The following is a 14,563-nucleotide window of genomic DNA, read 5'->3' as shown; positions in this document are numbered from 1 at the left end:
CGCTCAGTCCACGGCGCTTACGGCTGTGTAAAGCCGCCGAAACCGTCCCAGCCGTTCAGATAACGCATGCATTTCTGCAGGCTCGAACCTGTCGGTGGTCGCCGGTTGCTCGGCCAGATCAGAAATGGTCAGAGCGCCGTCAGCACAGGCTGCCAGCCGGGCGGCACCATAGGCCGGGCCGGATTCCGCCCCCGCTGAACGCACGATGGGCTTTTCGGTCACAGCGGCGATCAGACCCAGCAGCAGGTCGGATTGGCTGCCCCCGCCTATGGCGGCAAGCTCGGGCAAATTGTCTATCGTGTCGCCGAAGCTCTGCGCCGCATCAGCGAAACAAAAGGCGATTGCCTCGACCACCGAACGGCAGATCTCGGCACGTGTGGTGGCATCCTCGAGGCCAAAGAATCCGGCACGGATATGCGGGTCCCCAAGGGGGCTGCGCTCACCTGTCAGATAGGGCAGGAAAATGGGCACGCGATCACCGCTGACGGTTTCAGCAAGCCCGACAACCTCGGCAGCCGAAAGCCCCAGCTGATCACCAATCCACGAAATGGGCCTTGCCCCGTTCAGCATCGCCGCCATTTGATACCAGCGGTCGGGCAATGTATGCGCAAACGCATGGACATAGCGTTCGGGGTTGGGCTTGTATTTACGATCCGCAACAAACAACTGACCGGATGTCCCCAACGAGATAAACCCACGTCCAGGTTCAGTTGCGCCCAATGACACCGCACCGGTTGCCGCATCCCCTCCCCCGGCCACGACAGGCACGCCGGAGTTCAATCCGGTCTCAGCTGCAGCCCGAACTGTTACCGTGCCAACGACATTGTGGCCGTCGAACATCTGCGGCAGCCAGTCAACAGCGACATCCGTGGCTTCCGCCATTCCGGTATGCCAGCGGCGTGAAGCCTGATCGAGCCACATTGTTCCTGCGGCATCGGAAGTATCGGTTGCCAGCTCTCCATGCAGACGCAGGCCGACATAATCCTTGGGCAGCAGGATATGGGAGAGTCGGGCATAATTGTGCGGTTCATGCCGTTTCAGCCAGGCAATCTTGGGCGCCGTAAAGCCGGGCAAGGGCAGGACGCCTACGATGTGACCAACCTGCGGCTGTGCCGCGCGAATGTCGTCGCATTCGCGGACCGCGCGGCTGTCATTCCACAGAATCGCCGGACGGATGGGGCATTGGTCGCGGTCCAACAGCACGGCCCCGTGCATCTGCCCCGACAATCCGACTGCTTTCACATCCGACAGGGAGATTTCGCCAGCAAGCAGGCCCAACGCATCGCGCGTCGCCTGCCACCAAATCTCCGGGTTCTGCTCGGACCAGCCGGGCTGTGGCGACGACGTCCCGATGCCGACTGACGAGGTCGCAAGAATTCGGCCGGCATCCGCGCAGAGGAGTTTGACCGCTGACGTTCCGATGTCGATCCCAAGATACATTCACACCCCTTGCCTTGCATAATTCCGATATCACCGGCCAGGCTATTGATTTTTTTTGCGCGCGCAAAGAATATGTAAAATTATGATAAGATCAAGGTGGACGAACAGACTGGCATGACGAAGATCAGGAACATGGAAGAGTTTGCGGCCCTCAGCGGCATCTCTCGGCCCACCGTATCGAAGTATTTTCAGGATCCGGACAGCGTTCGACCCACAACACGGCTCCGCATCGAAGAGGCGCTTGAGCGCTTCGACTATCGCCCCAACATCTATGCGGTGAACCAGAACCGAAAGCTGACCAAGAATATCGGCATCGTGGTTCCCTATCTTGCCGATCCGTTCTTTGCCGAAATCGCGCGCTATCTGGAACAAAGCTGTATTGCTGCGGGGTATCGCCCGTCGCTGTTCAGCTCGCATGGTGATCCCAAGCTGGAAATCGAAATTCTCGACGGGTTGAAATCCATGAAGCCTGCTGGAGTGCTGCTGGCGCCCTTGGGGCGCACCTCGGATCGGTCAGCGATCGAGAAGTTTTGCGCCAATGTGCCGACCGTCCTGTTTGACAGTAATCTCGAAGGCCTGGGCGCGGCCTTTATCGGGTCGGACAATTTCAGTTTCGTCTCACAAACCGTCGAATACATGACCCGCACCGGCGAACCGCCGTCATTTTTTGAGATGCGAACGCCAGCGAACCCCAATGCTAATAAGCGGCGCCACGCCTATATTGAAGTGATGGAACAGCTCGGCTTTGAACCACATGTCATTAGTATCGACGGCCAGGGTTGGGCATTTGAAGAGATTGGCAAACATGGAGCCGCCGGAGTTCTGGAGCGGCAAGAGCTGAAAACGGATTCGGTTTTATGCAGCAACGACCGCCTGGCAATCGGGTTTCTTTCGGCATGTTACGAACAAGGGATTCGGGTCGGTCGCAAGAAAGACTGCGCGTTGCGGGTCGCTTCAAACGATGACCATCCCTTCTCAAGGTTTACCTGCCCGTCTTTGACAACGGCCGCCCATGACTACGACAATGTAGCGGGGCGCAGCGTCGAAACTCTCTTTGAACTCATTGAAAATGGAGGGAAATTTAACGAGAGGACGGAAACACTGTTTCCTGCACGACTTGTTTTGAGAGACTCCGCATGATCAAAAATTAACGCGCGTAAAGTTTTTATTGACGCCGCGACAATTTTCCCCTTACCCTGTCCAAACAACATCCAAGCTCAGGGAGGACAAGGATGTATCTCAAGAACGCACTTCGTGCGGCGACAGCAATGACTTTCGTCGCCACGGCAGCAGCCCAAGCGGATACCTTAACAATAGCGACCGTGAACAACGGCGACATGATCCGGATGCAGGGCTATACCGATAAATTCACCGAAGCGACCGGCATCGATGTCGAGTGGGTTACGTTGGAAGAAAACGTGCTGCGCCAGCGCGTGACAACGGATATCACGACCAAAGGTGGCCAATTCGACATCATGACCATCGGCATGTACGAGACGCCGATCTGGGGCGCGAACGGCTGGCTGGTACCCCTGGACGGGCTGTCGGATGAATACGACGTAGGTGACATCCTGCCCGCCATGTCAGGCGGCCTTAGCCATGATGGAACGCTCTACGCGGCTCCGTTCTACGGCGAAAGCTCGATGATCATGTATCGCACTGACCTGATGGAAAAAGCGGGTATGGAAATGCCGGACGCTCCGACTTGGGAGTTCATCCGCGAAGCGGCTGCTGCGATGACCGATCGCGACGCTGATATCAACGGTATTTGCCTGCGCGGCAAGGCCGGTTGGGGCGAAGGCGGTGCTTTCATCACAGCGATGTCCAATTCCTTTGGTGCGCGCTGGTTTGATGAAGATTGGAAGCCGCAGTTCGATCAGCCTGAATGGGCTGACACGTTGAACTTCTACGTGGGTATGATGAACGAGTCCGGCCCCGCAGGTTACGCCACTAACGGATTTAACGAAAACCTGTCGTTGTTCCAGCAGGGCAAATGCGGCATGTGGATCGACGCAACGGTTGCGGCCTCTTTCGTGACCAACCCGACCGACTCGACAGTCGCGGATAGCGTCGGCTTTGCACTTGCACCCGACACGGGGCTTGGCAAGCGCTCGAATTGGTTGTGGGCGTGGGCTCTGGCAATTCCGGCTGGTACGGAACAAGCAGACTCGGCCAAACAGTTCATTGAGTGGGCAACATCCAAAGACTACATCGAACTCGTAGCCGAAAACGAAGGCTGGGCCAACGTGCCTCCGGGCGCACGTACGTCGCTGTACGAAAATCCGGACTATCAGGCGGTTCCGTTCGCCAAGATGACGTTGGACTCGATCCTGTCGGCTGATCCGAACAATCCGACTGTAAAGCCAGTGCCTTACGTTGGTATTCAGTTTGCAGCGATCCCGGAATTCGCAGGTATCGCCACGCAGGTGAGCCAGGAGTTCTCGGCAGTTTATGCCGGGCAGCAAACGGTAGAAGAAGCTCTTGCCAAAGCGCAAGCCTTCACTGCCGAAGAAATGGAAGCCGCAGGCTACTAAGGCCTCCTTCCCAGCGGGTGGACAGACGTCTGTCCCCCGCTTCACCCTTCCACAACTCGCGTTTTTCTCGCAGGCTGAGCTATGCCTGAACAGAGAGGTTTTGCGTCATGGCTACTCAACATTCCCGATCAGTTGCACGCCTGATGATGGCACCTGCAGTGATCCTGCTTCTTGGCTGGATGCTCGTGCCTCTGACGATGACGCTGTATTTTTCCTTCAAGAAATACCTGCCCCTGCGCGGCGGTGATCTGGGATGGGTCGGCTTGGACAACTACGTCCGGTTCGTCTCCTCCAGTTCCTTCTGGCCCGCGGTTCAGGCCACGCTGATGATCGTCGGCGGCGTGCTTGCTATCACGGTTGTTCTGGGCATCCTTCTGGCAATGCTGCTGGATCAGCCGATGTGGGGCCAAGGCGTTGTCCGCATCCTAGTGATCGCTCCTTTCTTTGTGATGCCGACCGTTTCCGCATTGGTCTGGAAAAACATGTTCATGGACCCGGTCAACGGGTTGCTGGCCCATCTGTGGCGCTTTTTCGGGGCTGAGCCAGTTTCCTGGCTATCCGAGGCTTCGATGACGTCAATCATCATGATCGTATCGTGGCAATGGCTGCCGTTTGCGACGCTGATCCTGCTGACCGCGATCCAGTCGCTGGACAGTGAACAGTTGGAGGCCGCAGAAATGGACGGCGCGCCACCGCTCAAGCGCTTTTACCATATCATCCTGCCGCATCTAAGCCGCGCGATCACCATCGTGATCCTGATCCAGACCATTTTCCTGCTGTCGATCTTCGCCGAAATCTTCGTGACCACCGGCGGCGCCTTCGGCACCCGTACACTCACCTACCTGATCTTCCAGCGCGTGCTAGAGGGCCAGAACGTCGGCCTTGGATCAGCCGGAGGTGTCTATGCAATCATCCTTGCCAATATCGTTGCGATCTTCCTGATGCGCATCGTCGGCAAGAACCTGGACGCGTGAGGAGGTAACGATATGAGCCGCTCAGTTACACCCCGTCGCAAGTCGCTTAACACCGCCCTGGCATGGGCCGTTGGGCTGCTGATCTTTTTCCCGATCCTCTGGACCATCCTGACCAGCTTCAAAACCGAAGCACAGGCCATCGCCAGCCCGCCGCTGTTTCTGAACTTTGACTGGACGCTGGAAAACTATGCCATCGTTCAGGAACGCTCGGACTATATGCGGTTCCTGTGGAATTCGGTCATCATCGCGGGTGGTTCGACCATATTGGGCGTGATCATCGCGGTGCCCGCCGCCTGGGCGATGGCCTTTGTGCCGTCAAAACGCACCAAAGACATCCTGCTGTGGATGCTGTCCACCAAGATGCTGCCTGCGGTCGGTGTTCTATACCCGATCTACCTTCTGTTCATCCGGCTTGGGCTTTTGGACAGCCGCGCGGGTCTGGTTGTGGTTCTGATGCTGATCAACCTGCCGATCATTGTCTGGATGCTGTACACCTATTTCCGCGAAATCCCCGGCGAGATTCTTGAAGCCGCCCGCATGGACGGGGCAACGCTGAAAGAGGAAATCCTCTATGTGCTGACGCCCATGGCGGTGCCCGGTATCGCCTCGACCATCCTGTTGAACTTTATCCTCGCCTGGAACGAGGCGTTCTGGACCCTCAACCTGACCGCAGTCGACGCGGCACCGCTGACGGCCTTCATCGCCAGCTATTCCAGCCCCGAGGGCCTGTTCTTTGCCAAACTCAGCGCGGCATCGACCATGGCAATCGCACCAATCCTGATCCTTGGCTGGTTCAGCCAGAAACAACTTGTCCGCGGCCTGACCTTCGGCGCCGTGAAATAAGGAAAACTCCGCATGGGACGCATTCAACTCAAATCCGTGACCAAGAAATTTGGCGACGTTGAAGTCATTCCGCCGCTGGACCTGACCATTCAAGATGGCGAGTTCACTGTCTTCGTCGGCCCCTCTGGCTGCGGCAAGTCCACCTTGTTGCGGCTGATTGCCGGGCTCGAGGACATCACTTCGGGCAGTATCGACATTGACGGGGCGGACGCCACCGATGTCCCGCCCGCAAAGCGCGGTCTGGCCATGGTGTTCCAATCCTACGCGCTCTACCCGCATATGACGGTGCGCAAGAACATCGCCTTTCCGCTGCGCATGGCCAAACTGGATCAGGCCGAGATTGACCGCCGCGTAGAAGGCGCTGCTGATGTCCTGAACCTGACCGATTACCTGGATCGCCGACCGGGCCAACTGTCCGGGGGTCAACGCCAGCGCGTTGCCATTGGCCGCGCCATCGTACGTGAGCCTGCGGCGTTTCTGTTTGACGAGCCACTCTCGAACCTCGACGCCGCCTTGCGCGTTGGAATGCGGCTTGAAATCAGCGAGCTGCACAAGCGCCTTGCAACCACGATGATCTATGTGACCCACGACCAGGTCGAGGCGATGACGATGGCCGACAAGATCGTCGTGCTGCAGGCCGGTGTGATCGAACAGGTGGGCAGCCCGCTCGAGCTGTATAAAACTCCTCGAAACCTATTCGTCGCGGGCTTTATCGGATCACCCAAAATGAACTTCATTGCGGGCGAAGAGGCCGCGAAACATGACGCCCACACGATCGGGGTCCGCCCCGAGCATCTGGAGGTATCCGACAGTTCCGGCACCTGGTCCGGGGTGGTTGGGGTTTCCGAACATCTGGGCTCGGACACGTTCTTCCACATTCACGAAACCGGCCTTGCGGACACGATCACCGTACGAGCGGGGGGTGAAGTTGGCTTCAACCACGGCGACCGCATCTATCTGACGCCACGCGCGGATGTGATCCATCGGTTTGACGCAAAGGGCCTGCGGATCGAATGACACGTCTGGTCGGTAAAACCGCCCTGATTACCGGGGCCGCGCGTGGCATCGGACTGGCCTTTGCCAAAGCCTATGTTGCCGAAGGGGCCCGTGTCGCGCTGGCCGACATTGACGGCGCGCGCGTGCAAGCCGCGGCCGCCGAAATCGGTGAGGCCGCTTTGGCTATCGAGACGGATGTGACCAACCAGCAGAGCATCGATGCCGCGGTGGCAAAGACGGCTTCACATTTCGGTCCCATCGACATTCTGATCAATAACGCTGCCATCTTTACCGCAGCACCCATCATCGAAATCGAGCGCACCGACTACAACCGAGTTTTCGACATCAATGTCTCAGGCGCCCTGTTCACGATGCAGGCCGTCGCGCGCCACATGATCGAACACGGGACCAAAGGCCGGATCATCAACATGGCATCGCAAGCCGGACGACGGGGCGAGCCTCTGGTCGCCGTCTATTGCGCAAGCAAAGCCGCTATCATTTCGCTTACCCAATCTGCAGGGCTGAACCTGATCCAACACGGCATCAACGTAAATGCCATTGCTCCGGGGGTTGTCGATGGCGAACACTGGGATGGTGTGGACGCCTTTTTTGCAAAGCATGAGGGCAAAGAGCCCGGGCAGAAGAAACGCGAAGTAGCCGCAGCGGTGCCGCACGGACGGATGGGCCGTGCCGAAGACCTGACCGGAATGGCCGTGTTTCTGGCCTCGGACGAGGCGCAGTATATCGTCGCGCAAACCTACAATGTCGACGGCGGGAACTGGATGAGCTGATGAACCCTCTGGCAAACGCAAATCCCCCGGTGCGGCTGCGGCGCGACAGCTTTGCAGATATGCCTGCGACTGTCAGGACACCGAATTACCTGCCCACAGACCTGAAACCCGGCATCGTCCATATCGGGCTGGGCAATTTTCACCGCGCGCATCAGGCCTGGTATATCCACCAGTTGATGCAACAGGGCCAAGCACTGGACTGGGCGATCATCGGGGCCGGTGTCCGCAGCTATGATGCCGAAATGCGAGAGAGGTTGCTGGCGCAGGACTTTCTGACAACACTGATCGAGCTGGACCCAAAGGGAATATCCGCCGAAATTGTCGGAGCCATGATCGACTACCTGCCAATCGAAGAGGGCAATGCGACGCTGATCCGGCAGATGGCCGATCCGTCCATCCGGATTGTGTCGCTTACAGTGACCGAGGGCGGCTATTTTCTGGACGCCAATACCGGCGCGTTCAACGCCGATCACGAAGACATTCGATACGATGCCGCCCATCCAGACCAGCCGCGAACCGCGTTTGGCGCCATTGTTGCAGCTCTTCGACAGCGCAAGAAGGAGGGTTTGAAACCCTTTACCACGCTCAGCTGCGACAACCTTCAGGGCAACGGGGTGATCCTGCGAAACTGCATTGTTGGTTTGGCGCGTATGTCTGACCCGAATCTAGCCACATGGATCGACCGATATGGCGCATTTCCCAATTCGATGGTGGATTGCATTGTACCCGCTACGACAGAGCAGGTTGTTTCGCAATGCCACGGACTTGGAATCGATGACCGCGTCCCTGTCTCACATGAAAACTTTCGCCAATGGGTGATCGAGGACAATTTTTGCGCAGGGCGTCCGCCGCTCGAACAAGTCGGTGCCACACTGACCCACGATGTTCATAGCTATGAGACGATGAAACTGCGTATTTTGAACGGCGGTCATCAGCTGCTTGCGAATGTCGGAGAAATCCTGAACGTCCCGACGATTTCACGATGCATGCAGGACTCTGATATCCTGGCGTTTTTCGCTAAAGTTCAGGCAGAAGAAATCCTCCCGCATGTCGCTGCTGTCCCCGGCGCTAAACCAAGTGAATATCTTGATCTGGTCGAAAAGCGATTTGCAAACACCGCCATCCATGACACCACGCGCCGTGTCGCGTTTGACGGATCCTCACGGCATCCCGGGTTCTTGCTGCCTTCGCTGCGTGACGCAGTTGCCTCGGGCCCTGCCCCCAGCGGGCTGGCCCTGGCCGAGGCATTCTGGTGCCGGATGTGTGCAGGCAGGCGCGAGGATGGGTCTGAAATTGCGCCAAACGACCCCCATTGGGCCGCTCTTCAGCACATCGCGCTGGCGTCCAGAGATGACCCGAAACTGTGGATCGAGCAGGATCAGTATTACGGCGAGATTGGCCGAGATACCCGCTTTGGTCAGGCCTTTTCTTTTTGGCTGACCAAGATCTGGAGACATGGCAGCCGCGCTGCGATAGCAGACTACGTCGTGCAGACCTCCGCGTCAGAGTAACCGGTCAAAACACATGGAGATCAGTCGCGGGCCAAGACCGCGCAGTTCCGTGACGTATCACGTGCAAACGCGGCGCAGGGGTTCTGACACTGCAAATTGGCGCGCACCCATAAAAATTGTAGGTGTTCTCATAACGCGGCATCGCCGCCATCGATTTTACTCACAAAAATTGAAGACTTTTGCGCACAAGTTTGCACGATTTGCCCATAACATTGCGCGGTTCGAGAAACGCGCTCAATTGATCGTAGTCACCACACATCTTCTTCAACTAAAACCGGGCGTTTCTCAATCAAGAGTAAATTCTTATTGGAAATATTCGACCCTGATCATAGGGAAGCAGTTCTTTCGAGGGCTTGTGATAGATCCTCGCTTCAAGAATGGATATCTCCGTAATTGCCAAGTGAGCGCGTCCAAACCGACGCGCTCACTTTGCTTGGTATTGCTTGTCACTACGGAGTTAAGAGCGATGTATCACTCTGCAGCAACAGCTTCCTCTTCCAGTGCCGGGTAGTCGGTGTACCCTTTTTCATTGCCGCCGTAGAGCGTGGTTGGATCGAGCTCATTCAGAGCGGCGCCTTTCTCCAACCGGTTGACAAGATCAGGATTGGAAATAAACGGCCGACCAAAGGCCACCAGATCGACGGCTCCGGTTTCAACCGCTTCAATCGCCATGTCTCGGTCATAAGCGTTGTTGCCCATTTTCGCGCCATCAAACAGATCATAGAGCATCTTCAGATCGCCACCTTCCGGAATATCGCGGGGGCCGCCGGTCTGTCCCTCCACAAGATGGAGATAGGCCAGCCCATAGCCATTCAGCAATTTGACCGCATGAGTGAATGTCGCCTGCGGGTCGCTGTCGGAGATGTTGTTGGCGTCCGAGAACGGGCTTAGGCGGACACCAACACGGTCGGCGCCCCACACGTCAACAACTGCGTCCATCACCTCTTTCAGAAACCGTGCTCTGTTCTCGACAGGACCGCCGTATTCGTCTTCACGCTTGTTGGACTCGTCCCTCAGGAACTGATCGATAAGGTATCCGTTGGCTGCATGGACCTCGACACCGTCGAAACCGGCCTCCTTGGCGTTTTCTGCGGCCCTCCGGTAGTCGGCAACGATGCCAGCAATTTCTTCGACGGCCAGAGCCCGCGGCTCGGATGTTTCGACGAACTGCTCACCATCAAAGGTCTTGGCCTTAGCGCCGATCGCAGATGGCGCAACAGGGGCACCACCATCCGGCTGTAAGCTGGTATGCGAAATCCGGCCCACATGCCAAAGCTGGATCACGATCTTGCCGCCCTCAGCATGGACGGCCTCAGTCACTTTTCTCCAGCCGTCGATCTGTGCTTCGGAATAAATGCCAGGTGTCCAGGCATAGCCTTTGCCTTGGGGCGAGATTTGCGAAGCTTCCGTGATGATCAATCCAGCACCCGCCCGTTGCACGTAGTACTTGGACTGCAATTCATGGACGCTGTCATCTTCGGCTCTTGCCCGGTTGCGGGTCAGTGGCGCCATGACAACGCGGTTTTTCAGCTCGATTGCACCAGCTTTGATGCCGGAGAACAGTTTTTCATCAGCCATTGCTGCTTCCTTCTTTGGTAAACTTCGTTCAGATATTATTGGACCAATTAGTCCAATATTAGGGTCACTGTCTCTTGATTGAGTTTGTGTTAGGTTTCATTTCCTTGTTGTAGCGGGAGGCCTTATGGCGAAATCACCAACCGGGCTTGTTTCAGGGTTTGCGAAATCTGCTCAGAGGGAATGCCCGCCTTGCGCAAGGCTAGCGTGCCAATTGCAAGGGAGGCAAAGGCGCGTGCCTTGTCGAGTACCTGTCCCGGATCCGAAGGCTCAAGCGCTCTTGCAATAATCTCGTCAATACTCTCCAAATGCTGTCGCCCGAGAGCCGCCACTTCATTGTCATGCGGGGCAAGTTCCGTTAGGCAATTGATCAGCATGCAGCCGTCACGACCGCCTTGCGGGTTCGCCAAAGCTTCCATTATCGCACCAACGGGATCATTTCCGCCCGCATCTGCAACGTCACGCAGATTTTTCAAACCACGCCTTGAATAGTGTCTGAGGGCTTTGTGAAACAAAGTCTGCTTGTTGACGAACGTTCCATAGAAGCTGGACCGGCTCAAACCCATGGCCTTGGTCAGATCATCCACAGATGCGGTCTCGTAGCCCTTGTGCCAAAAAACGCACAAGGCTTTTTCCAAAGCCTCAGCTTCATCAAAGGCGCGAGGCCTACCCGGGCCTGCGGCTGATTTGATGTCGCCAACTGCGAGAGTTTCTTTGCTCATGAGCAAGATGTGGAATGGTCGGTCCAGAAATTCAAGGTGTCGGTAGAGAATTTTTGGAATGATCAGTCCGTATTGTGACCTGAGAAAGGAATTTAGATCGGTAGAAATGCAAAACCTCCCCATCGCGCTTGGTGTCACGCCAATCTTAGGATCGGGACCTTTTGTCTTTTTGCGGGAGTGTCAGACGAAGAGGATCGTGATCGTAGAAAAGAAAGTTCACCCTCGGTACTCGTTTCCAACACTGGACAGAGTGACTGGTGGCTTTGTCCAATACGTAGATGTTGATCACTCACAAACCAGAGATTGGTTCGGTAGATCCATGGCCAATGCCCTCAACTTGTGAGGATTACTACCCCAATGAGTAACAAAGCCACGAATTCAGAACTGGTTTTACGAGCATACGAACGGCGAGCCATTGTAAGCAAACCAACAATAATTTCAGCGCGCTAGATTAAAAAAACGAGGTTAGCTGAAGTTTAATTCGCCCAATGTGAACTTCTTAACTTTGGCTAGAACGATTTCTTGTCAGTATCGTTTCATGAGTTGTTAGCGAGTTCGGTGAGTAAGTAGATGTATTTGCATAGTTTCGAGGGACATTGTAGCGCAGTCAATGACATCCGGATGGATGATTTTGCGCTTGAGTATTCGTTGTTGGACGATGCCGGCGTGCACGCACAATGGCAAAATGGCTCCTGGCAGATCACGCGGATAGCCGATATCTGGACAAGAACCGGGAAGGTACTTTCTTTGCCTTACAAAGGGGCCAACGCCTATCCATCTTTCCAGTTTGCTGAGGATGGAACCCCGCTTCCTTTGATGGAAAAAGTGTTGAAAGCCCTGCCACGTGAAATGACGCCGTGGCAATGCGCATTCTGGTTAACCTCACCCAATTCAGAACTCCGAGGGGAAAGTCCGGCAAATCGCATTCAGACCGGCGATGACTGCATAGTCGATATCGCAGGCGAAGCTGGTGGTCTGATGGCAGCTTAGTGTTAGCTTCTGGTCACTCATACGTCGTACAGCATCTGGCAAATTCGTGTCTCCCTTGCTGTTTCCGCCTCCGGCAAGAATAGCGAGATCAGGGCACTCAACGCAGCACTCTTTAGCGTACTTAGCTGTGGAGCAGAACTTCACGGAACATACCGTTCCGGCTTCGGAGACTGAATACTCTCCAAATACTCAGCAATTTCGATAAGTCTGGAAGGAATACGCGCAACCAAACCGTTGCCCGTATCGAATTCGACAGCAGGGCCGTCATTCAATTCGGTGATTATCGGCATGTCATCGCGTGGTTCTTGTAATTTCAAATAACCGTCCAAGATCGACATGACCTCCAACATGGGCCACACGCCCCCCCGGCGTTCGGAAATCTTTGTTAAATCAGCAGGCTGTGTTTTCAAATCAGTGGCGTCAGGCCCATCTCCTGTCGCATCGACTCCGTGACACCTGGCGCAATGCTCGACAAAAAGGTCTTTCCCAAGGTCCGAAAACTCGTCGGCCGCAGATATCGTTGCAACCGAAGAAATGCCCATGCTTGCAGCGATCATAAAGTACCTCATAAGCTGGAGGTCCTTTGCTAAACGAGAGTTTCTACAACAAAAATGAACCGACATCTTCCTCCGGTCAACGTCGGTCCTTTACCATATAACGTTCGCTATCCTGTGGCCCAAAACCGATTGATGGGGACAGGCAGCAGCGAGCTCAGAACAGCTTCACCATTTAACATTCGGTATTTAGCATGTGACGGTGCTCGGCTCTTTGACATAAATCATATGTCAACTCGCAGTTTGCCAGAATTGGGCTCGGCACGCCAATTCGGCCAGATTATTTTGAGTGACTGCTTACGCATAGCAGACCACGGCGCTTCACAATGCTGGGTCTGCAATAGTCACCTGGTCAAAAAAGGTGCAAATCCAGAACACCGACAAACTGTCAATTTCTGATCTAACGCCAAGATCACTAATCTACTGTTGGATACTTTCTAAGAAGAACAATAAACCCGCTAATTCCCGCGGAGTGGGCGTCAAGACACCCTCGATTTCAACCGGAACTAGGTCTTCCACCATTTCCCCGCCAAACTCCGGCATAACCCGAGCAAGATGGCTGTTTTCCGGGTCGCCGTAGATGTAGCTAAGTGCGCGTGCTTGAGGGAAAGTGCCTCCGTTCTTCGCGCTCAATGTTGTCAAATCTGTTGGCGCAACAGAAAGACCGCTGCTTGCCGGGCCACCGCCTCTACCATCCACACCATGACAAGAAGTACAGTTTTCTGAGAAAAAGGCCGCTCCATCAGCGCGAGTGGGCATGACATCGGCGTCAGGATACAGGTCTGAACACGACGCCGTGGCCAGAGCAATAAATCCAGCCGATAATATAACCCACCTTTTAGCGTGCATGCTCTACCCCGGTTTTTAATCAAGCCTACGGTCTATTGTAGCGCATGGCAATGACCGCAACTGCGGTTTGAAAATCGATGAGGGTCAACTTTAAGAAACTCTTACAAGGACTTGGGCATTGCCGCTCACCATGGGCGGTGAAAGCTATTTGTAGACCTTCTATGTCCTGTGGGCATTTCACTTTTGAGAATCTAAGCAAAGTATACGACAATCTGGATTGGGGGATCCAAACATGCTGGAACCCTCTTCCCGAATAGTTTGGCTCGAAGCGATTGGGGCGATCCTGATGATCCTACTCAGATCCGGGCTGTACTTTGCATATGTTTTGCTGGGAAGTTGGGCACCAGTGGCGCTTGTGGCAGCTGTCAACGAGTCAATTTGGGAACACTTAAAGCTGACTTTTAGGCCAGGATTTTTTTGGTCCTGCCTAATGCCGCTTCCACCCCAACTTACAAGAAGGGACGTATTTAGTGCTAAGGGATTTAGCCTCGCAATTACTGCTATTTCGATTGTGACAGTATTCACGGCATACACAGTGATACTTGAGCGCAACTTTTTGGTTTTTGATATTGGACTATTTGTTGCAGCAATTTGCATCGGCCAGATCGTGTCAATTCTGATGCTTGATTATGAAGGTCGAATTCGTGAACTCATCCATGTATTCGGCCTGGTTCTCTTTGGGGTTCAAGTCGTCGCCTATAGTACCCTAGGTCGTGTTGATGAAAGGGATTCACAGCGACCTCTGATCGTTATTCAAGCCGGTATCTGCGATGGAGGCCAGCTT

The 14,563-nt window shown here is 55.2% G+C and carries 14 protein-coding genes; 9 read left to right on the top strand and 5 right to left on the bottom strand.

What is annotated here, in order from left to right:
• Positions 1-3 precede the first annotated feature (3 nt).
• Positions 4-1,440, bottom strand: a complete 1,437-nt coding sequence (gene xylB, locus AC2FH0_RS20475; RefSeq protein WP_496709974.1) for a xylulokinase — start codon at positions 1,438-1,440, stop codon at positions 4-6.
• Positions 1,441-1,554: 114 nt separating this feature from the next.
• On the opposite strand from xylB, the gene AC2FH0_RS20470 reads away from it, so the two are divergent.
• From AC2FH0_RS20470 to AC2FH0_RS20440, 7 genes are all read left to right on the top strand, one after another.
• Positions 1,555-2,580 (top strand): LacI family DNA-binding transcriptional regulator, encoded by a 1,026-nt coding sequence (locus AC2FH0_RS20470; protein ID WP_271951883.1) that lies wholly within the window; start codon positions 1,555-1,557, stop codon positions 2,578-2,580.
• Positions 2,581-2,672: 92 nt separating this feature from the next.
• Entirely contained in the window at positions 2,673-3,974 is a 1,302-nt protein-coding gene (locus AC2FH0_RS20465) for an ABC transporter substrate-binding protein (protein ID WP_271951885.1), read from the top strand.
• A 107-nt stretch (positions 3,975-4,081) separates the two neighbouring features.
• Positions 4,082-4,948 (top strand): carbohydrate ABC transporter permease, encoded by an 867-nt coding sequence (locus tag AC2FH0_RS20460; protein ID WP_142639539.1) that lies wholly within the window; start codon positions 4,082-4,084, stop codon positions 4,946-4,948.
• 12 nt (positions 4,949-4,960) lie between these two features.
• Entirely contained in the window at positions 4,961-5,791 is an 831-nt protein-coding gene (locus tag AC2FH0_RS20455; RefSeq protein WP_142639541.1) for a carbohydrate ABC transporter permease, read from the top strand.
• Between the two features lie 12 nt (positions 5,792-5,803).
• The gene (locus AC2FH0_RS20450) at positions 5,804-6,808 is read left to right on the top strand and encodes an ABC transporter ATP-binding protein (RefSeq protein ID WP_281973690.1); all 1,005 of its coding nucleotides are present in this window, start codon (positions 5,804-5,806) and stop codon (positions 6,806-6,808) included.
• Positions 6,805-7,578 carry an L-iditol 2-dehydrogenase gene (locus tag AC2FH0_RS20445; protein ID WP_496790220.1) on the top strand — a complete coding sequence of 258 codons (774 nt, stop codon included), beginning with the start codon at positions 6,805-6,807 and terminating at the stop codon, positions 7,576-7,578. Before AC2FH0_RS20450 ends, AC2FH0_RS20445 begins: the two co-directional genes overlap by 4 nt.
• Positions 7,578-9,089, top strand: coding sequence for a mannitol dehydrogenase family protein (locus AC2FH0_RS20440; protein ID WP_496790218.1), 1,512 nt, complete (start codon positions 7,578-7,580; stop codon positions 9,087-9,089). The genes AC2FH0_RS20445 and AC2FH0_RS20440 overlap by 1 nt, the downstream gene beginning before the upstream one ends.
• A gap of 471 nt (positions 9,090-9,560) precedes the next feature.
• Here AC2FH0_RS20440 and AC2FH0_RS20435 read toward each other — a convergent pair whose 3' ends face one another.
• Together AC2FH0_RS20435 and AC2FH0_RS20430 are read right to left on the bottom strand one after the other, a co-directional pair.
• Positions 9,561-10,667 carry an alkene reductase gene (locus AC2FH0_RS20435; protein ID WP_496790217.1) on the bottom strand — a complete coding sequence of 369 codons (1,107 nt, stop codon included), beginning with the start codon at positions 10,665-10,667 and terminating at the stop codon, positions 9,561-9,563.
• 122 nt (positions 10,668-10,789) lie between these two features.
• Positions 10,790-11,524, bottom strand: a complete 735-nt coding sequence (locus tag AC2FH0_RS20430) for a TetR/AcrR family transcriptional regulator (RefSeq protein ID WP_496790216.1) — start codon at positions 11,522-11,524, stop codon at positions 10,790-10,792.
• A gap of 483 nt (positions 11,525-12,007) precedes the next feature.
• Between AC2FH0_RS20430 and AC2FH0_RS20425 the strand changes: the two genes are divergently transcribed.
• Positions 12,008-12,376 carry a hypothetical protein gene (locus tag AC2FH0_RS20425; protein ID WP_282022420.1) on the top strand — a complete coding sequence of 123 codons (369 nt, stop codon included), beginning with the start codon at positions 12,008-12,010 and terminating at the stop codon, positions 12,374-12,376.
• A gap of 140 nt (positions 12,377-12,516) precedes the next feature.
• Here AC2FH0_RS20425 and AC2FH0_RS20420 read toward each other — a convergent pair whose 3' ends face one another.
• Together AC2FH0_RS20420 and AC2FH0_RS20415 are read right to left on the bottom strand one after the other, a co-directional pair.
• Positions 12,517-12,999 carry a c-type cytochrome gene (locus AC2FH0_RS20420; protein WP_496703743.1) on the bottom strand — a complete coding sequence of 161 codons (483 nt, stop codon included), beginning with the start codon at positions 12,997-12,999 and terminating at the stop codon, positions 12,517-12,519.
• Between the two features lie 351 nt (positions 13,000-13,350).
• Positions 13,351-13,689 (bottom strand): c-type cytochrome, encoded by a 339-nt coding sequence (locus AC2FH0_RS20415; protein ID WP_496693116.1) that lies wholly within the window; start codon positions 13,687-13,689, stop codon positions 13,351-13,353.
• 322 nt (positions 13,690-14,011) lie between these two features.
• Between AC2FH0_RS20415 and AC2FH0_RS20410 the strand changes: the two genes are divergently transcribed.
• On the top strand, positions 14,012-14,563 hold a 552-nt coding region (locus AC2FH0_RS20410; protein ID WP_496693117.1), incomplete at its 3' end, for a DUF6512 family protein.

This window comes from Ruegeria sp. CDSC051 (genome assembly GCF_059610665.1).
The sequence above is the reverse complement of the archived record's forward strand: the minus strand, read 5'-3'. Positions and strand labels throughout refer to the sequence as shown.

Excerpts from the sequence above, each read along its gene's own strand:
- AC2FH0_RS20425 (WP_282022420.1), top strand. The coding sequence starts at position 12,008 with ATGGATGATTTTGCGCTTGAGTATTCGTTGTTGGACGATGCCGGCGTG.
- AC2FH0_RS20470 (WP_271951883.1), top strand. The coding sequence starts at position 1,555 with ATGACGAAGATCAGGAACATGGAAGAGTTTGCGGCCCTCAGCGGCATC.
- AC2FH0_RS20435 (WP_496790217.1), bottom strand. The coding sequence starts at position 10,667 with ATGGCTGATGAAAAACTGTTCTCCGGCATCAAAGCTGGTGCAATCGAG.
- AC2FH0_RS20415 (WP_496693116.1), bottom strand. The coding sequence starts at position 13,689 with ATGCCCACTCGCGCTGATGGAGCGGCCTTTTTCTCAGAAAACTGTACT.
- AC2FH0_RS20440 (WP_496790218.1), top strand. The coding sequence starts at position 7,578 with ATGAACCCTCTGGCAAACGCAAATCCCCCGGTGCGGCTGCGGCGCGAC.
- AC2FH0_RS20455 (WP_142639541.1), top strand. The coding sequence starts at position 4,961 with ATGAGCCGCTCAGTTACACCCCGTCGCAAGTCGCTTAACACCGCCCTG.
- xylB (WP_496709974.1), bottom strand. The coding sequence starts at position 1,440 with ATGTATCTTGGGATCGACATCGGAACGTCAGCGGTCAAACTCCTCTGC.
- AC2FH0_RS20460 (WP_142639539.1), top strand. The coding sequence starts at position 4,082 with ATGGCTACTCAACATTCCCGATCAGTTGCACGCCTGATGATGGCACCT.
- AC2FH0_RS20450 (WP_281973690.1), top strand. The coding sequence starts at position 5,804 with ATGGGACGCATTCAACTCAAATCCGTGACCAAGAAATTTGGCGACGTT.
- AC2FH0_RS20445 (WP_496790220.1), top strand. The coding sequence starts at position 6,805 with ATGACACGTCTGGTCGGTAAAACCGCCCTGATTACCGGGGCCGCGCGT.
- AC2FH0_RS20465 (WP_271951885.1), top strand. The coding sequence starts at position 2,673 with ATGTATCTCAAGAACGCACTTCGTGCGGCGACAGCAATGACTTTCGTC.
- AC2FH0_RS20420 (WP_496703743.1), bottom strand. The coding sequence starts at position 12,999 with ATGTCGGTTCATTTTTGTTGTAGAAACTCTCGTTTAGCAAAGGACCTC.